This is a genomic window from Salmonella sp. A1325, from assembly GCF_056991255.1.
Genome location: NZ_JAMLWO010000001.1, coordinates 58,323 through 79,088, shown reverse-complemented (window position 1 = coordinate 79,088; position 20,766 = coordinate 58,323). Strand labels below are relative to the sequence as shown.

Annotated in this window: 20 protein-coding genes; 10 read left to right on the top strand and 10 right to left on the bottom strand. The window is 53.0% G+C overall.

Annotation, left to right across the window (positions count from 1 at the left end):
- Window positions 1-172 precede the first annotated feature (172 nt).
- Window positions 173-1,570 carry a nitrate transporter NarK gene (narK, locus tag NAZ64_RS00410; protein ID WP_000019848.1) on the bottom strand — a complete coding sequence of 466 codons (1,398 nt, stop codon included), beginning with the start codon at window positions 1,568-1,570 and terminating at the stop codon, window positions 173-175.
- A gap of 340 nt (window positions 1,571-1,910) precedes the next feature.
- Between narK and narX the strand changes: the two genes are divergently transcribed.
- The gene (gene narX / locus NAZ64_RS00405; RefSeq protein WP_000476244.1) at window positions 1,911-3,707 is read left to right on the top strand and encodes a nitrate/nitrite two-component system sensor histidine kinase NarX; all 1,797 of its coding nucleotides are present in this window, start codon (window positions 1,911-1,913) and stop codon (window positions 3,705-3,707) included.
- The gene (narL, locus tag NAZ64_RS00400) at window positions 3,700-4,350 is read left to right on the top strand and encodes a two-component system response regulator NarL (RefSeq protein ID WP_001633832.1); all 651 of its coding nucleotides are present in this window, start codon (window positions 3,700-3,702) and stop codon (window positions 4,348-4,350) included. Before narX ends, narL begins: the two co-directional genes overlap by 8 nt.
- On the opposite strand, the gene NAZ64_RS00395 is transcribed toward narL, so the two are convergent.
- Window positions 4,351-5,775: a YchO/YchP family invasin gene (locus NAZ64_RS00395; RefSeq protein ID WP_001116350.1), complete on the bottom strand. Its 1,425-nt coding sequence runs from the start codon at window positions 5,773-5,775 to the stop codon at window positions 4,351-4,353.
- 176 nt (window positions 5,776-5,951) lie between these two features.
- Here NAZ64_RS00395 and NAZ64_RS00390 point away from each other — a divergent pair, with 176 nt between their 5' ends.
- Window positions 5,952-6,305, top strand: coding sequence for a DsrE/DsrF/TusD sulfur relay family protein (locus tag NAZ64_RS00390; protein WP_001179794.1), 354 nt, complete (start codon window positions 5,952-5,954; stop codon window positions 6,303-6,305).
- A gap of 79 nt (window positions 6,306-6,384) precedes the next feature.
- On the opposite strand, the gene chaB is transcribed toward NAZ64_RS00390, so the two are convergent.
- The gene (gene chaB / locus NAZ64_RS00385; RefSeq protein WP_001146392.1) at window positions 6,385-6,615 is read right to left on the bottom strand and encodes a putative cation transport regulator ChaB; all 231 of its coding nucleotides are present in this window, start codon (window positions 6,613-6,615) and stop codon (window positions 6,385-6,387) included.
- A 266-nt stretch (window positions 6,616-6,881) separates the two neighbouring features.
- On the opposite strand from chaB, the gene chaA reads away from it, so the two are divergent.
- Window positions 6,882-7,982: a sodium-potassium/proton antiporter ChaA gene (gene chaA, locus NAZ64_RS00380; protein WP_000148418.1), complete on the top strand. Its 1,101-nt coding sequence runs from the start codon at window positions 6,882-6,884 to the stop codon at window positions 7,980-7,982.
- 53 nt (window positions 7,983-8,035) lie between these two features.
- Here chaA and kdsA read toward each other — a convergent pair whose 3' ends face one another.
- From kdsA to hemA, 6 genes are read right to left on the bottom strand one after another with little or no spacing between them, the layout of a single operon-like run.
- The gene (gene kdsA, locus NAZ64_RS00375; RefSeq protein ID WP_000811046.1) at window positions 8,036-8,890 is read right to left on the bottom strand and encodes a 3-deoxy-8-phosphooctulonate synthase; all 855 of its coding nucleotides are present in this window, start codon (window positions 8,888-8,890) and stop codon (window positions 8,036-8,038) included.
- Between the two features lie 37 nt (window positions 8,891-8,927).
- Window positions 8,928-9,737 carry an invasion regulator SirB1 gene (gene sirB1, locus NAZ64_RS00370; RefSeq protein WP_001257065.1) on the bottom strand — a complete coding sequence of 270 codons (810 nt, stop codon included), beginning with the start codon at window positions 9,735-9,737 and terminating at the stop codon, window positions 8,928-8,930.
- A 3-nt stretch (window positions 9,738-9,740) separates the two neighbouring features.
- Window positions 9,741-10,130 (bottom strand): invasion regulator SirB2, encoded by a 390-nt coding sequence (gene sirB2 / locus NAZ64_RS00365; RefSeq protein WP_000150666.1) that lies wholly within the window; start codon window positions 10,128-10,130, stop codon window positions 9,741-9,743.
- Complete coding sequence (gene prmC, locus NAZ64_RS00360) at window positions 10,127-10,960, bottom strand: peptide chain release factor N(5)-glutamine methyltransferase (protein ID WP_000347310.1); 834 nt, start codon at window positions 10,958-10,960, stop codon at window positions 10,127-10,129. The genes sirB2 and prmC overlap by 4 nt, the downstream gene beginning before the upstream one ends.
- Entirely contained in the window at window positions 10,960-12,042 is a 1,083-nt protein-coding gene (gene prfA / locus NAZ64_RS00355; RefSeq protein ID WP_000804708.1) for a peptide chain release factor 1, read from the bottom strand. Before prfA ends, prmC begins: the two co-directional genes overlap by 1 nt.
- Before the next feature lie 40 nt (window positions 12,043-12,082).
- On the bottom strand, window positions 12,083-13,339 hold the full coding sequence (gene hemA, locus NAZ64_RS00350; RefSeq protein WP_000173208.1) for a glutamyl-tRNA reductase: 1,257 nt from the start codon (window positions 13,337-13,339) through the stop codon (window positions 12,083-12,085).
- A 313-nt stretch (window positions 13,340-13,652) separates the two neighbouring features.
- Between hemA and lolB the strand changes: the two genes are divergently transcribed.
- The 4 genes from lolB (at window position 13,653) to dauA (ending at window position 18,147) form a co-directional block, all read left to right on the top strand.
- The gene (gene lolB / locus NAZ64_RS00345; protein WP_088546218.1) at window positions 13,653-14,276 is read left to right on the top strand and encodes a lipoprotein insertase outer membrane protein LolB; all 624 of its coding nucleotides are present in this window, start codon (window positions 13,653-13,655) and stop codon (window positions 14,274-14,276) included.
- Window positions 14,273-15,124: a 4-(cytidine 5'-diphospho)-2-C-methyl-D-erythritol kinase gene (gene ispE, locus NAZ64_RS00340; RefSeq protein WP_023212657.1), complete on the top strand. Its 852-nt coding sequence runs from the start codon at window positions 14,273-14,275 to the stop codon at window positions 15,122-15,124. Before lolB ends, ispE begins: the two co-directional genes overlap by 4 nt.
- A 265-nt stretch (window positions 15,125-15,389) precedes the next feature.
- The gene (gene prs / locus NAZ64_RS00335; protein ID WP_001518537.1) at window positions 15,390-16,337 is read left to right on the top strand and encodes a ribose-phosphate diphosphokinase; all 948 of its coding nucleotides are present in this window, start codon (window positions 15,390-15,392) and stop codon (window positions 16,335-16,337) included.
- Between the two features lie 124 nt (window positions 16,338-16,461).
- Window positions 16,462-18,147, top strand: a complete 1,686-nt coding sequence (gene dauA / locus NAZ64_RS00330) for a C4-dicarboxylic acid transporter DauA (RefSeq protein ID WP_001037186.1) — start codon at window positions 16,462-16,464, stop codon at window positions 18,145-18,147.
- A 44-nt stretch (window positions 18,148-18,191) separates the two neighbouring features.
- Here dauA and ychH read toward each other — a convergent pair whose 3' ends face one another.
- Entirely contained in the window at window positions 18,192-18,470 is a 279-nt protein-coding gene (ychH, locus tag NAZ64_RS00325; protein WP_000823879.1) for a stress-induced protein YchH, read from the bottom strand.
- Between the two features lie 275 nt (window positions 18,471-18,745).
- Here ychH and pth point away from each other — a divergent pair, with 275 nt between their 5' ends.
- Window positions 18,746-19,330: an aminoacyl-tRNA hydrolase gene (gene pth / locus NAZ64_RS00320; RefSeq protein WP_000985595.1), complete on the top strand. Its 585-nt coding sequence runs from the start codon at window positions 18,746-18,748 to the stop codon at window positions 19,328-19,330.
- A gap of 116 nt (window positions 19,331-19,446) precedes the next feature.
- Window positions 19,447-20,538, top strand: coding sequence for a redox-regulated ATPase YchF (gene ychF, locus NAZ64_RS00315; RefSeq protein WP_000505850.1), 1,092 nt, complete (start codon window positions 19,447-19,449; stop codon window positions 20,536-20,538).
- Window positions 20,539-20,766 lie beyond the last annotated feature (228 nt).

Here is a 20,766-nt window from a genome sequence, read left to right as displayed (position 1 = left end):
ACATGAATGTTAAATTTTCAACAAGTGGGTATTAAGGGGTATCCCCCTGGATGACCGATAAAGATGAGCGTGGTCAGTCCTGTCGCGCCTCTTTTCTTGACTATAAGTATGTTGTAACTAAATGCGGATAAAAAAAAGCGCGGTCTAACGCCGCGCAAAGGATAATCAAAAGTTACTTTTTATTTTTAGAATGACGTCCATATACCGCCCAAGTAATAACGACGCAGGCGATATAGAAAATAAGAAAGACCTTCATCGCGCCGACTGGCGAACCGGTTAATGCTAAAGATGAACCAAACGCTTTCGGAATAAAAAAGCCGCCAATCGCGCCAATCGCGGAAATAAAGCCCAGCGCCGCCGCCGTATCGGTCGCCGCTTCACGCATGGCTCTTTCGTCCGACCCGCCTTCCGCTTTAACCCGGTCCATCGTCAGTTTCCGGAAGATAACGGAGATCATCTGGAAGGTAGAACCACTCCCCAACCCCGCCGTCAGGAACAGCGCCAGAAATACCCCGTAGAATGCGATAAAGCTACCGCCAACGCCGCCAGTAGGTAATGTCAGGAACAGCAGACCGCTGAAAATCGCCATCAGGACAAAGTTGATAAGCGTGACGCGAGTCCCCCCCAGACGGTCAGAAATTGCACCGCCTGCCGAACGCGCCAGCGCGCCGATAAACGGACCAAAAAACGCATAATGCAGGATCTGCACATCCGGGAATTGCGTTTTAGACAGCATAGCGAACCCCGCGGAGAAACCGATAAACGATCCGAAGGTCGCCAGATACAGCAGACTCATGATCCACAGATGACCACGTTTGAGCACCGGCAGTTGCTCTTTTAGCGAGGCCTTAGACGTCGCCAGTTCGTTCATGCCGAACCACGCCGCCAGCGTAAAAATGGCCAGGAAAGGCACCCAAATCCAGGCTGCGTTCGCCAGATAGAGCTGAGAACCGTCCGGCTGCTCTACACCGTGGCTGCCAAAGGCGGCAAAGATAGAGAGCGAAACCACCAGCGGCGCAACCAGCTGCATCACGCTCACGCCCATATTGCCCAGACCGCCGTTCAGACCCAGCGCGCCGCCCTGCTTTTGTTTAGGAAAGAAAAAGCTGATGTTCGCCATACTGGAGGCAAAGTTCGCGCCGGCAAAACCACACAGCAAGGAAATAATAATAAAAGTGCTAAATGGCGTACTGGTATCCTGAACCGCAAAGCCTAACCATACGCAAGGCACGATGAGGATACCGGTACTGAACGCTGTCCAGCGACGTCCGCCAAATAGCGGCACCATAAAGGAGTAAGGCACCCGTAGCAGCGCGCCGGAAACAGATGGCAGCGCAGTCAACATAAAGAGCTGATCGGTCGTAAAATTAAATCCCACTTTCGGCAGGTTCACCGCCACTGCGCTGAATAGCATCCAGACGCAAAACGCCAGCAGTAAACACGGGACAGAAATCCACAAATTACGGCTGGCAACACGATGGCCGCGCTGCTGCCAGAACGCCGGATCTTCCGGACGCCATTCCGTGATAACAGCGCCAGTTGCCCTTTCCGGGGCGGATGAGTGACTCATAGACACCTCTGATTCTTGATTTGATGTCTGCCACATTAGGGTTTACTGCCGAAGGTAAGTTGATATAAATCAAAGGAAAAGTCGTCATCACCGGCGACTAAAAAGCGTTATTACCCTTAATGAGTAGGCTATTTTGGTAAAAAAGCTTTGGTTTTTCACCATGCTGTGTCTGTCTACTCCTTCCCGTCGCAGATACCTCTCTACGGCGGCAATTAAGGAGTAACTCGTTATAGGTATGGGTATACTCCGCTGTATCGTTGAGAATAGCGGCACAGCCGATTGACGCCCCTCTTTTTTGCTACGTTTTTTCGGCGACATTACCCCGAAGAAAGAAGGTAACATGTTTAAACGGTGTTTCTCTCCTCTTACGCTGGTTAACCAACTGGCGCTGATTGTCATGCTCTCTACCGCTATCGGCGTGGCGGGGATGGCGGTTTCCGGCTGGCTGGTTCAGGGCGTACAGGGTAGCGCTCATGCGATTAATAAAGCGGGCTCATTGCGTATGCAAAGCTATCGACTACTGGCAGCTGTCCCGCTGGATGCTAAAGATCAAAAGCTGCTGGATGAGATGGAGCAAACGGCATTCAGCCCGGAACTGACCCGCGCCGCTGAGCGAGACGGGCAGCAAAAGCAGCTTAAAGCGTTGCAGGATTACTGGCATAACGAACTCTCGCCAGGACTACAGCACGCGCAAAACGCGCACGCGGTCGCAGAAGATGTCACGCGCTTTGTGGCGGGCCTGGATCGCCTGGTGACGTCGTTCGACCATACTACTGAATTGCGTATCGAACGCGTGGTATTAGTTCACCGGGTAATGGCGATCTTTATGGCGCTATTGCTGGTATTTACGATTATCTGGCTACGTGTTCGCCTTTTGCAGCCCTGGAAACAGTTATTATCAATGGCGCGCGCCGTCAGTCAGCGCGACTTTACCCAACGTGCCAATATCAGTGGACGCAATGAGATGGCCGCGTTGGGTTCTGCGCTCAATAATATGTCTGAAGAGCTGGCCGAAAGTTATGCGGTACTGGAACAGCGCGTACAGGAAAAAACAGCCGGTCTGGAACATAAAAACCAGATTCTCTCGTTTTTGTGGCAAGCCAACCGCCGACTGCATTCACAGGCTCCGCTATGTGAGCGTCTTTCACCGGTACTGAATGGCCTGCAAAATTTAACCCAGTTGCATGATATTGAGCTGCGAGTCTATGACCTGGAAGATGAAGATAATCACCAGGAATTTACCTGTCAGTCGGACATCAGTTGCGATGATAAAGGCTGCCACCTTTGCCCACGTAGCGCCCTGCCAATGATTAACGGCGGCACCACCTTAAAATGGCGGCTCACCGACTCTCACACCCAATACGGTATTTTGCTGGCGACGCTGCCCTATGGACGCCATCTCAGCCACGATCAACAACAGTTGGTGGACACGCTGGTTGAACAGCTTACCGCGACTCTGGCGCTCGACAGGCATCAGGAGCGCCAGCAGCAGTTGATTGTCATGGAAGAGCGTGCCACCATTGCCCGCGAACTGCATGATTCTATTGCCCAGTCGCTCTCTTGTATGAAGATGCAGGTGAGCTGCCTGCAAATGCAGGGCGACGTGTTACCGGAAAGCAGCCGTGAGTTACTCAGCCAAATTCGCAATGAGCTGAACTGCTCCTGGGCGCAACTGCGCGAACTGTTAACCACTTTCCGCTTACAGTTGACGGAACCCGGGCTACGTCCGGCGCTGGAAGCAAGCTGCCAGGAGTTCAGCGCCCGGTTTGGCTTTACGGTAAAACTGGATTATCAGCTTCCCCCCCGCCTGGTGCCGTCACACCAGGCGATACACCTGTTGCAAATTGCCAGGGAAGCCCTCAGCAACGCCCTTAAACACTCTCATGCCGACGATGTGGTGGTGACAGTGACGCAATGTGGCAAACAGGTCAAACTAAAAGTGCAGGATAATGGCTGCGGCGTCCCGGAAAACGCCGAACGCAGTAATCACTACGGCATGATCATCATGCGCGATCGGGCGCAAAGTTTGCGCGGCGATTGCCAGGTACGCCGACGCGAGACTGGCGGAACAGAGGTCACTGTTACTTTTATTCCAGAAACAAACTTCACAGAAACCCAGGGAGATACCCATGAATAATCAGGAACCGGCAACTATCCTGTTAATTGACGACCATCCGATGCTACGCACGGGTGTAAAGCAGCTTGTGAGTATGGCGCCCGATATCAGCGTGGTCGGAGAAGCCAGCAACGGTGAGCAGGGTATTGACCTGGCGGAATCGCTCGATCCCGATCTGATCCTCCTTGATTTGAATATGCCGGGAATGAATGGTCTCGAAACGCTGGATAAATTACGCGAAAAAGCGCTGTCAGGACGTATTGTCGTTTTCAGCGTATCCAACCATGAAGAAGATGTCGTCACGGCGCTAAAGCGCGGCGCGGACGGTTATCTGTTAAAAGACATGGAGCCGGAGGACTTGCTCAAAGCGTTACAACAGGCCGCCGCCGGCGAAATGGTATTAAGTGAAGCGTTAACGCCGGTACTGGCGGCCAGCCTGCGGGCCAACCGCTCCACCACCGATCGCGATGTAACGCAACTCACCCCGCGTGAGCGCGATATTCTGAAGCTCATCGCGCAGGGATTGCCAAATAAGATGATTGCCCGACGTCTGGATATCACCGAAAGTACGGTCAAAGTGCACGTGAAACATATGCTCAAGAAAATGAAGCTGAAATCGCGCGTGGAGGCCGCCGTCTGGGTGCATCAGGAACGCATCTTTTAATTATTGCTCCTGGAACGGTTGCCAATGCGGATTATCGTCCGGCATCGTGATAAACGGTTCAGTCAGCGCGAGCGTGATCTCATTGGAAGAGACACGCTGACCTTTTTCATCCTCAACCACCACCGATAAACGCCAGCGATTTGCCGCGCCTTCGCGGTGATCCCAGGCCGGCATAATGATTGTCCAGCCCTCGGTACTGCGGGTGTCCGTTCCTGCCGTCAAACTTAATGCCTGTGTATCGCCCTGCCAGCTCAAATGACGAATACCGTGCACGCTGCGCACCTGCAATTTTAACGCAACCGTCTCACCAGGCGTAAGATCCCAGGGCGGCGTCGCCAGAAAAACCGTTAACGTTTTACGCTGCCGATACTCCATTGTCGGCAGCGAGTTACGTTGCGGCGTATCATAGCGGCTACCGCGTAATGACTGGCTTTGCGCCACTTCACTGGCGGCAAGCTGCTTTTTGAGCGGCACGCCGAAGCGGTAGTTAAGCGTCAGCCCCAGGTTATTCTGACTGACCCCGCTCTCGCCCTGTTTGTGCTGGGCGGTCATGGTAAGCAAAGGTACTGGCGTATAGTTGAGACCCAGTTTTAACGCGACAGGATTGTGATACCCCGTTCCGGAGTCAAACAGATCCACGCTATCGCCAAAGTACTGCTCCAGACTAACGCTGGTATTGATATGCTGGTAAAACGGCAGCCGCATTTGCGCGTTGATATCATATCCGCGCGCCATTCGCTGTTCTAAGGTCGCCGTATGCGTCTGCCAGTCGGCAAAAGGCTGATAATAGTTGGCGGATAAACGTAAATATTCTCCCCACGCCTCCGCGCCAAAGCCGGCGCGCTGCAAATTTTCATCCAGCAGATTATCGTAAAAGGTATTATAGCCAAGAAGCCAGCCATCCTGCGCCCAGCGCTGTCCTACGCCAATGTTGCTTACCAGTCCATCAGTCTGTTGCGTAAGACCAAGCTGGCTCCAGGTCAGATAGCGCTGTTTATCCTGTAAAGGGATAAACCAGCTTCCGCGACTGCCGTTAAAATGACCTTCGTTATCGACGTTAATATCCACGCTGGCGCTGCCCCAGGCTGATAGCCAGCTTTCAAGCTGCTGGTTAACCTGCTCGCTGACCACATCGCGTACCTGTCCGAAAGCGAATTGCCGCGCCTGTTCACCGGTATCCAGATCGTTATTTTTCATGCTGGCTTCGCCAAACGCTTTGGCCATCTCGGCAAAATGCTTTTCCCCTTCGTGGGATTCCGGCATCATGCCTAAATCCGGCAGACGGTTTTGCGTGAAAGGGTCTTGCGCCTGCGCACGGATCGTACCGCTGGCAGCCAGCAAGAGAAGCGAGAGTGAGAATGAACGAAAAACAATACGGCTCAACGTGTCGGCAACTTCTACAACAAAAGATAAGAGGAATGGCATCAGAGTAAACCATAACGTGTCCGGACAGGTTTTGCAGCCTTTTCTCGTGCTTCCAGGAATATCCTTATTTTTTCCGCAGAGCGCCCCGGGATTTTATCCACGCATTTGGCGGCACCCGGTTCCCGAGGTAACATAACGCCATTGCCGACAAAATTTCTCAAGGAGAAGGGTTATCCATGCAAAATATCGTCATTATCGCTAACGGCGCCGCCTACGGCAGCGAATCATTATTTAATAGCCTGCGTCTGGCCATTGCGCTGCGCGAGCAGGAAAGCCATCTCGATTTACGCCTGTTTTTGATGTCAGATGCCGTAACCGCAGGGTTACGCGGTCAAAAACCAGCCGAAGGCTACAATATTCAGCAAATGCTGGAAATTCTGACCGCGCAAAACGTACCGGTAAAATTATGCAAAACCTGTGCGGACGGACGTGGTATCACTCCCCTGCCGCTGATTGACGGTGTGGAAATCGGAACGCTGGTCGAGCTGGCGCAATGGACGCTGGCGGCGGACAAAGTGCTGACATTTTAAATCTGTACGCGGGAAAAGCTCCCGCGTCAGGATAGACTTCCGGCAAGAAAATCAGGCTAACACGCGAGTAATACCGCGTTCATTTTTTCTTATGCCATTTATCATCCTCGCCTTTTTCATAATCGTTTTTAACCGCCGCCCAGGCGACTTTGTGTGCGGTTTCCTCGCGACTGGCGTCATCACGACGATCGGCTTTATCTTTATATTGCTCCCAGGCGCTATTAAACGCTTCTTTGTAAATGTCCTGGGCATGGGCTGGAAGAACATTCCGCACATTATCGGGTAAATCACTTTTGGCTTTATACGGCATCAGCGCCTCCGTCTTCAGGGAAAACATTAAGTGTGGTAAACAATGCGTTATTACGCCAGTCGAGGAGGATTTTTGCTTTTTACGGAAATTAACTTTTTGTTATTTAAACACTGTTAAAACAAGATGCTTGTTTTACTAACCTTAAAAGAAAAAAATCGTCTACGCCGTAAAACTACGTAAAAAACCACTAAAAAAATACAAATTTCTGCTATTTTTACCTTCTTTACTCTTTCCAAAATATTAACACCTGCACAAGGGAGACCCTCATGACACATGCCTGTGAGGCGGTGAAAACCCGCCATAAGGAGACTTCGCTTATTTTCCCGGTTCTTGCGCTGGTAGTGCTGTTCCTTTGGGGAAGCAGCCAGTCACTACCAGTGGTTATTGGCATCAATATCCTTGCACTTATTGGTATTTTAAGCAGCGCATTTAGCGTGGTCCGTCATGCCGATGTATTAGCGCACCGACTCGGCGAACCCTACGGATCGCTTATTTTAAGCCTGTCCGTCGTTATTCTTGAGGTGAGTTTAATTTCAGCGCTGATGGCTACCGGCGATGCTGCGCCAACGCTTATGCGCGATACGCTCTACTCTATTATTATGATTGTCACCGGGGGACTGGTCGGTTTCTCGTTGTTGTTGGGCGGGCGTAAATTCGCAACGCAATATATGAATTTATTTGGGATTAAGCAGTATCTTATCGCGCTGTTTCCGCTGGCGATTATTGTGCTGGTTTTTCCAATGGCATTGCCGCAAGCCAATTTCTCTACCGGTCAGGCATTATTGGTCGCGTTAATTTCCGCCGCGATGTACGGCGTATTTTTGTTGATTCAAACCAAAACGCACCAGAGCTTATTTATCTATGAACATGAAGATGAAGGCGATGATGACAATCCACACCACGGTAAACCCTCCGCGCACAGTAGCGGCTGGCATACGGTCTGGTTACTCATTCATTTAATTGCGGTCATTGCCGTTACCAAAATGAATGCCAGCCCGCTGGAGGCATTGCTGACCAGCATGAACGCCCCGGTCGCCTTTACCGGTTTCCTGGTCGCGCTGTTAATTCTCTCGCCGGAAGGACTGGGCGCGCTGAAGGCAGTACTGAATAATCAGGTTCAGCGGGCAATGAATCTGTTCTTCGGATCGGTGTTGGCGACGATTTCATTAACCGTGCCGGTCGTCACGCTCATCGCCTGGGCGACAGGTAATGATCTGGTGTTTGGTTTAGGCGCGCCGGAAATGGTAGTGATGGTGGCCTCGTTAGTGCTGTGCCATATTTCGTTCTCTACCGGACGCACCAACGTGCTAAACGGCGCGGCGCATCTGGCTTTATTTGCCGCCTATCTGATGACGATTTTTGCCTGATATAAAAAAGCCGGATAGTATCTTATCCGGCCTACACAAGCTAAAAACCACAATCAGTTCTCGGTATCCAGCTCGTCGAAGCTTTTCACCAAATCATCAATCGCTTTTATCTGGGTCAGGAACTGCTCCAGTTTCGCCAGCGGCAGTGCGGAAGGACCGTCGCACTTCGCGTTAGCCGGGTCCGGATGCGACTCCAGGAACAGGCCCGCCAGACCGACAGCCATACCGGCGCGCGCCAGCTCGGTCACCTGACCACGACGACCGCCCGAGGCGGCGCCAAATGGGTCGCGGCATTGCAGTGCATGGGTAACGTCGAAAATCACCGGCGAGTTGCCGGAGACCTTTTTCATCACGCTAAAGCCCAGCATATCCACCACCAGGTTGTCATAACCGAAGTTCGCGCCGCGGTCGCACAAAATCACCTTATCGTTACCGCCCTCATGGAACTTATCCACGATATTGCCCATCTGACCCGGGCTTACGAACTGCGGCTTTTTCACGTTAATCACAGCGCCGGTTTTCGCCATCGCTTCCACCAGGTCGGTCTGGCGCGCCAGAAACGCCGGGAGCTGAATCACGTCAACCACATCAGCAACAGGCTGCGCCTGGCTGGCTTCATGGACGTCAGTGATCACTTTTACGCCAAATGTCTGCTTGAGTTCCTGGAAGATTTTCATCCCTTCTTCCAGACCCGGCCCACGGTAAGAGTGAATAGAGGAACGGTTGGCTTTATCAAAAGAGGCCTTGAACACGTAAGGAATACCCAGCTTCTGGGTAACGGTTACGTAGTGCTCACAAATGCGCATTGCCAGATCGCGCGACTCCAGCACGTTCATACCGCCAAACAGCACAAACGGCAGGTCATTTGCCACCTTAATGTCGCCAATGTTAACCACTTTTTGTTTCATAGGATCGCCTTACACTTATAGGTAAAATGTCGGTTAATTAATGTAGAACAATTTGCTTGTGCGCAATGGTGTTGATCTGCGCACGAATCATTTCGCTGATCGGGTCTTCCGGACACTGTTCAACGAAGTAGCTTAAATCAGTCAGCGCAACGTGTTCACACTCAAGCTGCGCGTAGATCAACCCGCGGTCACGGATTTCGTAAGGATCTTCCGGGTTAAATTGCAACAATGCTTCGCTAACGCGCAGCGCCAGCTCCATTTGCCGTTCCTCCATCAGCGAGGATTTCAGCGTATCCAGTAGCTTACGAATCACTTCGGCGTTATCCGCCTCGTCCAAATCTTCGTTAAACAACTCGGCGACCGGACTAATATTGCCTTTTAACCAGACTTCCAGAGTATGTTCATCAAGCGTTTCACCGTTGAACGGGTTAATCAGCCACATTTCCCCTTCCAGCGATTCAATACGCAAAATCAACTGCGTTGGGAAGATAACGGGCACCAACGGCAAATCAAGACGGTTTGCTATCCATAATAAAATAGCGCCCAACGATACCGCGCTCCCCTGGCGTTTTTTCAGGACTTTGTCGAGCCATAAAGCATCAGAAAGACGGTAGACGCCGCGGGAATCCGTGAACCCCCACTCGCCGTAAAAAAGTGCCAGCAATTTTTCCAGTTGCTCATCCTGAGACAGGAGCTGGCTAATTTCTTCCTGCGCCAGACTGACCAGACGTTCCAGTTCGTCGTAGACAAACTGCGTGGGAAAATCCAGGCGAATCATCTCTGATGCCAGGATCATGCCATCACACAGCGGCGCATTGTTAAATTCGAAATCAGCTAACGACCTCATGACTTACCCCAGTAACGGTATTTTTGTGGTGGCGAGTTTAATGATGATGTACAGCACCACCAGCGCCAGCGGGAAAGCGATAAAACGCGCCTGCTGGCTGCGCGCCTGACGATAATCAAGCGCAATAAAACCCAAAACGATGTAGATGATAACGCCAAACAGTTTTTCAGTCAGCCATGCGCCCGATTCCGTGAATGGCAGGATGTGCGTTTTAACGATTAACCCAATACCGCTAAGCAGTAACAGGGTATCTATGACGGGAGGCACGATTCGTGTCCAGCGCGCGGCGGCCAACGCATGGCCGCAATAGCGCCACCAGTAACGAGCGACAAACAAACTGACGGAGAGCGCAACACAGATAAGATGAAGCGTGAGCAACATTGCAATTGTCATGGCGTAAAACGTCCGCAGGTCACGCGTTCATTACCACCATAATCACGACACGTTTCTACATCCGAGTAACCAGACCGCCTGAAAACCGCTCTTACCGCTTCGCCTTGCTGCCAACCGTGTTCCAGCAGCAGGAAGCCGCCGGGCGTTAACATCTGGCGAGCGTTATCGATAATATGCGTAAGATCCGCCATACCGTTTTCGTCCGCTACCAACGCCGAGCGCGGTTCAAAGCGTACATCGCCTTCGCTAAGGTGCGGGTCCTGCGCATCAATGTAGGGCGGATTGCTGACAATCATGTCGAACTGCTGCCCCGATAGCGCGCTGAACCAACAACTTTGCAGTATACGCACATTCCGGATAGCCAAATGTTCCGCGTTGCGTATCGCCAGCGCAACCGCATCAGGCATACGATCGACCGCAGTCACCTCGCAATCCGGTCGCTCGCAGGCCAGCGCCAGCGCAATCGCGCCGGTTCCGGTGCCTAAATCCAGAATACGACAGGTTTTGACCGGCAATCGCGCCAACGCCTGTTCCACCAGACATTCGGTATCCGGGCGCGGGATTAGCGTGGCGGGAGAAACGAAGAGCGGCAGCGACCAGAATTCGCGTAAGCCCGTCAGGTACGCAATGGGTTCGCCCTGTTTACGCCGCTGCAGCAGATCCGCGAGCTGTTGTTGCTGGACGTCAGTAAGCGGCGTTTCGCCAAAGGCCATGATATACGTCCGCCCCTTGCCCGTAACGTACTCAAGCAGGATCTCGGCGTCGCGCCGGGGGCTGTCGCTGTCCCGGAGCTGGTTTACCGCCTCATGCAGCCAGTGCTGAAAATCCATTATTCCTGCTCGGACAACGCGGCTAACAGGTCAGCCTGATGTTCCTGAACAATCGGCTCAATCAGCATATCCAACTTACCTTCCATCGTTTCATCAAGGCGATATAACGTCAGATTAATACGATGATCGGTCACGCGCCCCTGCGGGAAATTATAGGTCCGGTTACGATCGCTGCGATCGCCGCTGCCAAGCAGGTTGCGGCGCGTTGACGCCTCGGCCTGCTGGCGTTTTGCCGTTTCGGCGGCGTGAATACGCGCCCCGAGCACCGAGAGCGCTTTCGCTTTGTTTTTATGCTGCGAACGCTCGTCCTGGCATTCCACCACGATGCCGGTCGGCAAGTGGGTAATACGGATAGCGGAGTCGGTGGTGTTAACGTGCTGACCGCCCGCGCCGGAAGAACGAAACGTATCAATGCGCAGATCCGCCGGGTTAATATCCGGCAGCTCGGCTTCCGGCAGCTCCGGCATCACGGCGACGGTACAGGCGGAGGTATGGATACGCCCCTGCGACTCGGTCGCCGGAACACGCTGTACGCGGTGTCCGCCGGACTCAAATTTCAGTCGGCCATACACGCCGTCGCCGCTGATTTTGGCGATGATCTCTTTATAACCGCCATGCTCGCCTTCGCTCATGCTCATGATCTCCACGCGCCAGCGGCGCGATTCGGCATAACGGCTGTACATGCGGAACAGATCGCCGGCAAACAGCGCGGCTTCATCGCCGCCGGTGCCGGCGCGAACCTCAAGGAACGCGTTTCGTTCATCGTCCGGATCTTTCGGCAGCAGCAGTACCTGTAACTGTTGCTCCAGTTGTTCGCTTTTTTCTTTCGCTTCGCGCAGTTCTTCCTGCGCCATTTCTCGCATTTCAGGATCGTCGAGCATCATCTGAGCCGTCTCGATATCGTCCTGAACCTGTTGCCAGTCCGTAAAACAGCGAGAAACGTCGCTTAATTGCGCATATTCGCGCGACAATGCGCGAAAGCGGTCCTGGTCGGCGATAATTCCCGCATCGCCCAGCAACGCCTGAACTTCCTCATGGCGTTCGTGCAGGGCTTCCAGTTTGGCAACGATAGAAGGCTTCATAGGCGTAAATTCACCCTGTAAAAAAGTGTGGTGTGTGCTGCTACTCCAGCCCGAGGCTGTCGCGCAGAATATTCAGGCGTTCGTCATCCCCGTCACGGGCAGCCTGTTGAAGTGATTTCGTTGGCGCATGAATCAGGCGGTTGGTCAGTTTCCATGCCAGATCCTGCAAGATGGCTTGCGCATCACCGCCCTGTTGAAGGGCCGACAGCGCTTTGGTAGTCAGTTCGTCACGAATCTGCTCCGACTGACTACGGTATTCCCGAATGGTCTCGCTGGCCCCCTGGGCGCGTAGCCAGGCCATAAACTCGCTGGCTTCCTGCTCAACAATCGTTTCCGCTTCCACCGCCGCAGCCTGACGCTGCGCCAGATTATGCGAAATGATGCTCTGTAAATCATCGACGCTATAAAGATAAGCGTTCGCCAGTTTGCCGACTTCCGGCTCAACGTCGCGCGGTACGGCGATATCCACCAGCAGCATCGGCTGGTTGCGACGGCTTTTTAATGCGCGCTCCACCATGCCTTTACCGATAATCGGCAGCGGGCTGGCGGTCGAACTGATGATAATATCGGCATCCTGCAAGCGGGCGTCGATATCGCTGAGCGAGATAACCTCAGCGCCAACCTCATCCGCCAGGGCTTGCGCGCGCTCGCGGGTTCGGTTGGCGATAATCATCTTTTGTACTTTATGCTCGCGCAGGTGGCGCGCCACCAGTTCAATAGTTTCACCCGCGCCAACTAACAGTACAGTGACCGTCGACAGCGATTCGAAGATTTGGCGAGCGAGCGTACAGGCGGCAAACGCGACGGAGACGGCGCTGGCGCCGATATCGGTTTCAGTCCGCACTCGCTTGGCGACGGAAAACGACTTCTGAAACATTCGCTCCAGCGCGCTGGCGTTAAGGTGGCCTTTTTGCGAATCCGCAAACGCTTTTTTCACCTGACCGAGGATTTGCGGTTCGCCCAGCACCAGTGAATCCAGACCGCTGGCGACGCGCATCAGGTGGCTGACGGCGTCATTGTCCTGATGCCAGTACAGACTGTTGCGCAGATCGTCCTCGTTCAGGTTATGGTAATCGCATAACCAGCGGATCAGCGCTTCCTGCAGGTTATCCTGCTCTTCCACGCTCAAATACAGCTCTGTACGGTTACAGGTTGACAGCACGACCCCGCCCTGCACCATTGGCTGCGCAAGCAGGCTGTCCAGCGCCTGATCAAGCGTGTCCGGCGAAAACGTTACGCGTTCTCGCAGCGATACAGGTGCCGTTTTATGGTTAATACCGAGCGCTAAAAGGGTCATGTCTGCGGGAGTAGTACCAGCGTTGATATGGTTAGTCTGCTTGCATCATACAGGATGCGCGTGGTCAATAAAAGAGAGAGCCCCCTTTTGGAGTAATTGGCAGCGCTCGCTAATTTGATGATTTAAGACAACTTGAAAGTAGACGATGTCACCAGGCGGCGCTAGCATTAAAGGCTATAACTGTAACCGATAGCAAAAATTTGCCGAATCGCGGCGCGAACGTTTTTACAGCCTGCAGGTTCAGTTTTCAGGCCTGATAAGCGTAACGCCATCAGGCAATTATTGCACCGTATCACAAGGATTCGTCATCACTATGACCCTGCCCGATTTTCGCCTGATTCGTCTACTGCCGTTAGCAAGCCTGGTTCTCACCGCCTGTACGCTTCCTGGGCATAAAGGCCCGGGCAAGAGCCCGGATTCCCCTCAGTGGAGCCAGCATCAGCAAGAGGTGCGTCATCTGAATCAATACCAGACGCGCGGCGCCTTTGCTTACATCTCAGATGATCAGAAAGTCTATGCGCGCTTCTTCTGGCAACAGACCGGACAGGATCGCTACCGCCTGCTGCTTACCAACCCGCTGGGCAGCACCGAGCTGGAGCTTAACGCCCAGCCGGGCAACGTCCAGTTGGTGGATAACAAAGGCCAGCGTTATACCGCCGATGACGCCGAAGAGATGATCGGCAAACTCACCGGGATGCCGATTCCGTTAAACAGCCTGCGGCAGTGGATCCTCGGTCTGCCTGGCGATGCCACTGACTACAAACTGGACGACCAGTACCGCCTGAGCGAAGTGAACTACCGCCAGGATGGTAAAAACTGGAAAGTGGTTTACGGTGGCTATGACAGCAAAACGCAGCCTGCCATGCCTGCCAATATGGAGCTTTCAGACGGCAGTCAGCGCATTAAGCTGAAAATGGATAACTGGATTGTGAAATGATGACCCATTGGCCTTCTCCGGCAAAATTAAACCTGTTTTTATATATCACCGGACAGCGTGCAGACGGCTACCACACGCTGCAGACGCTGTTTCAGTTTCTGGATTATGGCGACACACTCCACATCGAACCGCGTCACGATGGCGAAATCCATTTATTAACGCCGGTTACCGGCGTTGAAAATGAAGACAACCTGATCGTCCGCGCCGCGCGGCTGTTGATGAAAGCCGCCTCGGAGAGTGGACGCCTGCCCGCCGGAAGCGGCGCGGATATCAGCATTGAGAAGCGCCTTCCCATGGGCGGCGGTCTGGGCGGCGGCTCATCTAACGCCGCGACCGTTCTGGTGGCGCTCAATCATCTTTGGCAATGCGGGCTTTCCATTGATGAACTGGCGACGCTCGGCCTGACGCTCGGCGCCGACGTCCCGGTCTTTGTTCGTGGCCACGCCGCGTTTGCCGAAGGCGTAGGCGAAATATTAACGCCAGTGAATCCGCCGGAAAAATGGTATCTGGTCGCGCACCCTGGCGTAAGCATTCCGACACCGGTTATCTTTAAAGATCCTCAATTGCCGCGCAATACGCCAAAAAGGTCAATAGATACGTTACTAAAATGTGAATTCAGCAATGATTGCGAGGTTATCGCAAGAAAACGTTTTCGCGAGGTTGATGCGGCGCTTTCCTGGCTGTTAGAATACGCGCCGTCGCGCCTGACTGGGACAGGGGCCTGTGTCTTTGCTGAATTCGATACAGAGTCTTGTGCTCGCCAGGTGCTTGAGCAAGCCCCGGAATGGCTCAATGCTTTTGTGGCGAAGGGTGTCAACCTCTCCCCATTGCATCGAGAGTTACTCTAACGCATTCGGGTTTCAGGAAGATGGCGAAATGACGAATCGCCGGTCATATATGCCGTATTTGACCGGTGTGAGGCATCGATACCAGCGCACATGAAACGTGAATGAAGACGAGTAAGCCGGGCAAGCTGAGCTTCGGTGACAACGTCACCTTGTTCCAGACGTTGCATCGCGCTCTTTAATACACCGCCTGGATAGGATTTTGCCTGGCCCGCACAGTTTTCGGCAGATTCTTTCCACCAATGGACGCATGCCTGAGGTTCTTCTCGTGCCTGATATGAAGCTTTTTGCTGGTAACGCCACCCCGGAACTAGCACAACGTATTGCCAACCGCCTGTACACTTCTCTCGGCGACGCCGCCGTAGGTCGCTTTAGCGACGGCGAAGTCAGCGTACAAATCAACGAAAATGTACGCGGTGGTGATATTTTCATCATCCAGTCCACTTGTGCCCCAACCAACGACAACCTGATGGAATTGGTCGTTATGGTTGATGCCCTGCGTCGTGCTTCCGCAGGTCGTATCACCGCCGTTATCCCCTACTTTGGCTATGCACGTCAGGACCGTCGCGTACGTTCCGCCCGTGTGCCGATTACCGCAAAAGTTGTCGCTGACTTCCTGTCCAGCGTCGGCGTTGACCGCGTTCTCACCGTAGATCTGCATGCTGAACAGATCCAGGGCTTCTTTGACGTTCCGGTTGATAACGTGTTCGGTAGCCCAATCCTGCTCGAAGATATGCTGCAACTGAATCTGGATAACCCGATCGTGGTTTCCCCGGATATTGGCGGCGTGGTTCGTGCCCGCGCTATCGCTAAGCTGCTGAACGATACCGATATGGCTATCATTGATAAACGTCGTCCGCGCGCGAACGTTTCTCAGGTGATGCACATCATCGGCGACGTCGCTGGCCGTGACTGCGTGCTGGTTGATGATATGATCGATACCGGCGGTACTCTGTGCAAAGCAGCAGAAGCATTGAAAGAACGTGGCGCTAAACGCGTGTTTGCCTACGCGACGCACCCGATCTTCTCAGGCAATGCGGCAAACAACCTGCGCAACTCCGTCATTGATGAAGTCGTTGTCTGCGACACCATTCCGCTGACCGACGAAATCAAAGCGCTGCCGAACGTGCGTACCTTGACCCTGTCAGGTATGCTGGCCGAAGCGATTCGCCGTATCAGCAACGAAGAATCGATTTCCGCCATGTTCGAGCATTGATCGAACCTGGATCTGAAACCCGCTGCGGCGGGTTTTTTTGTCTGTAACACCCTTTTGTATGACTTATGCCTCCTTCACCTGCCATTTAGTTGACAGATGATGCGCTCATGGATGAAACATTATTGTGAACAAATTATTTTCCTCACATGTGATGCCTTTCCGCGCTCTCATCGATGCTTGCTGGAAAGAAAAATATACCGCCTCCCGGTTCACCCGTGATGTGATAGCCGGGATCACCGTCGGGATTATTGCTATCCCGCTGGCGATGGCGCTGGCAATTGGCAGTGGCGTTGCGCCGCAGTATGGCCTCTATACCTCCGCTGTCGCCGGGATCGTGATCGCGCTAACCGGCGGCTCGCGCTTTAGCGTTTCCGGCCCTACCGCCGCGTTTGTGGTGATTTTGTATCCGGTGTCGCAACAGTTTGGTCTGGCGGGCCTACTGGTCGCCACGCTGATGTCGGGCTTCTTCCTGATCCTTTTCGGCCTGGCGAGACTGGGGCGATTGATTGAATATATCCCGGTGTCGGTCACGTTGGGTTTTACCTCAGGGATTGGTATTACCATCGGTACCATGCAGATTAAAGATTTTCTTGGTCTGCAGATGGCACATGTGCCAGAGCACTATTTGCAGAAAGTCGGCGCGCTGTTTATGGCGTTGCCCACCGTCAATATTGGCGATGCCGCTATTGGCGTGGTAACGCTGGGAACGTTGATTTTCTGGCCGCGTCTCGGTATTCGTCTGCCAGGACATCTTCCCGCGCTACTGGCCGGTTGCGCCGTGATGGGGATCGTTAATCTGCTGGGCGGCAATGTGGCGACTATCGGCTCACAGTTCCATTACGTTCTGGCTGACGGCACTCAGGGCAACGGCATCCCGCAGCTCCTGCCGCAACTGATGCTGCCGTGGAGTCTTCCTGGCTCCGATTTCACGCTAAGCTGGGATTCACTGCGCGCGCTGCTGCCAGCGGCCTTCTCGATGGCAATGCTGGGGGCAATCGAATCATTGCTCTGCGCCGTCGTGCTGGACGGCATGACCGGCACCAAACATAAAGCTAACAGCGAACTTATCGGCCAGGGGCTGGGGAATATGGTCGCGCCGTTCTTTGGCGGCATCACCGCCACCGCCGCGATTGCCCGCTCTGCCGCCAACGTCCGCGCTGGCGCGACCTCTCCCGTCTCAGCGGTAATTCACGCTATCCTGGTTATTCTGGCGCTACTGGTCTTAGCCCCGCTACTCTCCTGGCTACCACTTTCCGCGATGGCGGCGCTACTGCTGATGGTGGCATGGAATATGAGTGAAGCCCATAAAGTGGTGGATCTGTTACGCCATGCGCCGAAAGACGACATCATCGTTATGCTGCTGTGCATGTCATTAACGGTTCTGTTTGATATGGTCATCGCCATCAGCGTGGGGATTGTCCTTGCTTCCCTGCTGTTTATGCGCCGTATTGCGCGTATGACTCGACTTGCGCCGGTCAATGTCGATGTGCCTGATGATGTGCTGGTGCTGCGTGTTATCGGGCCGCTCTTTTTCGCCGCAGCGGAAGGGCTGTTTACCGACCTTGAATCACGTATTAAGGGCAAACGTATCGTCGTTCTGAAATGGGACGCAGTGCCTGTACTGGATGCAGGCGGGCTTGATGCTTTTCAGCGTTTTGTGAAGCGTCTGCCGGAGGGTTGCGAATTGCGTATCAGTAACCTGGAGTTCCAACCGCTGCGCACAATGGCGCGTGCCGGTATCAAACCTATTCCTGGGCGTCTGACCTTCTTCCCGAACAGGACGGAGGCGTTAGCGGATTTACTCAGTTAATGGACAATGCCCGGTGGCGATAACGCTTACCGGGCCTGAACCGGTTAGCTATGACGACGATTGTCGCTACGGCGGCAACGTTTGTCATAGTGACGTACCCACCAATATTTGTCGCTCACCTGCTCATGCCCCCCTACACGAGCCCCTGCCAGCCAAAGAACTGCCCCGACAAAAATGCTCAGTATTGCGCCATGCGCAAAAAATTGCGGCAAATTAAACTGCGGCAGTTGGTTTAAAATAGAGTAACCCACGCCGACAACCATCACGACCAGCCCCAACCCCATCAGCACGTTACCGAATAACGAAGCGTTTTTGCGTTTCATATGTCACCTCCGGAACTTTTGGGTTGTTTTTAGGAAATCCCCCTAAACTTTATGTGTAAAGTATAGACAACACTTCCATTTGTAAGTGCGGGTGTGATCACAAATGTAAAGTTTCATTTAACAAAACTTTACAAATAACACTCTGAACAGTTTACATTTTTAATAATCAATGCTGGCAATTATTTAATTTACTTCAGAGTGTCGCTGTGTTTTGTCAAGCGGGCAGACAGACAGTAAACTACGCGCCAGTTATGGATCTACTCAGGACAAAAAACGTGGCAATTAAATTGATTGTTGGTCTGGCGAATCCCGGCGCGGAATATGCCGCGACGCGACACAATGCAGGCGCATGGTATGTCGATTTACTGGCGGAGCGCCTGCGCGCGCCGTTGCGTGAAGAGCCTAAATTCTTTGGTTATACCTCACGCATCACGCTGGAAGGGGAAGATGTTCGCCTGCTGGTACCCACCACGTTCATGAACCTCAGTGGTAAAGCAGTTGGGGCAATGGCCAGTTTTTACCGTATTCAGCCGGACGAAATTCTGGTCGCTCACGACGAGCTGGATCTCCCTCCGGGCGTGGCGAAATTTAAACTTGGCGGCGGCCACGGCGGCCACAATGGCCTGAAAGACATCATCAGCAAGCTGGGCAATAATCCCAACTTTCACCGCTTACGCGTTGGAATTGGTCATCCAGGCGATAAAAATAAAGTTGTTGGTTTCGTGCTGGGTAAACCCCCTGTTTCTGAACAAAAATTAATTGATGAGGCCATTGACGAAGCGGCACGCTGTACGGAATTGTGGTTCAAAGAGGGTCTGGCCAAAGCAACAAGCCGTTTGCATACCTTTAAGGCGCAATAACCAGTGATGTGCGGCATTTTTGCCGCACGCCGTGTATAATAGGCGAAGTTATTTCCATTTCTGCAATCTGTTTTCTATAACAGGTTGATTATTAAGATATTAAGGTGAGTTAAATCATGGGATTCAAATGCGGTATCGTCGGTCTGCCCAACGTCGGGAAATCCACCCTGTTCAACGCGCTGACAAAAGCCGGTATTGAAGCGGCAAACTTTCCGTTCTGCACTATCGAACCGAATACCGGTGTCGTGCCGATGCCCGATCCGCGTCTGGACCAGTTGGCTGAGATTGTTAAACCGCAACGCATTCTACCAACCACGATGGAGTTCGTGGATATCGCCGGTCTGGTAAAAGGCGCGTCCAAAGGCGAAGGGTTGGGTAACCAGTTCCTGACCAATATCCGTGAAACCGAAGCTATCGGTCACGTGGTTCGCTGCTTTGAGAACGACAATATCATCCACGTGGCGGGTAAAGTAAATCCGGCAGAAGATATTGATGTTATCAATACCGAACTGGCGCTGGCTGACCTCGATACCTGCGAGCGCGCTATCCATCGCGTACAGAAGAAAGCCAAAGGCGGCGATAAAGACGCCAAAGCGGAACTGGCCGCGCTGGAAAAATGCCTGCCGCACCTGGCCGAAGCGGGGATGCTGCGTTCGCTGGACCTGACGGACGAAGATAAAGCGGCTATCCGTTATTTAAGCTTCCTGACGCTGAAGCCGACGATGTATATCGCTAACGTCAATGAAGACGGTTTTGAAAATAACCCGTATCTGGACCAGGTTCGCGAAATCGCCGCCAAAGAAGGTTCGGTCGTGGTTCCGGTGTGTGCCGCCGTCGAAGCTGATATTGCTGAGCTGGATGATGACGAGCGCGACGAATTTATGGCTGAACTGGGTCTGGAAGAACCGGGGCTGAACCGCGTTATTCGCGCAGGTTATCGCCTGCTGAACCTCCAGACCTACTTTACCGCCGGGGTGAAAGAAGTTCGCGCATGGACCATTCCGGTTGGCGCAACCGCGCCGCAGGCAGCAGGTAAAATCCATACCGACTTCGAAAAAGGCTTTATCCGCGCCCAAACTATCGCCTTTGACGACTTTATTACCTATAAAGGTGAACAAGGCGCGAAAGAAGCCGGTAAGATGCGAGCGGAAGGCAAAGATTACATCGTTAAAGATGGCGATATAATGAACTTCCTGTTCAACGTCTAAATAACATTTGTTGTCTCATGAGGTTTCATTGAACCTCATGACAGCGGTGAAACACTATAAAATCCACGCAATGGCGTGGATTTTATCTCTTATAGTATCTCAGATGAGAGCGTAGAAACGCGACTAAAAATGAGCCTTTTAGAAGAGCTGGAAATCCATCTTTCGATAAAAGGTTAGGTAGCGCTGAAAGTAATACAACTCACGACAGTTGTGTAAGTTACTTATACG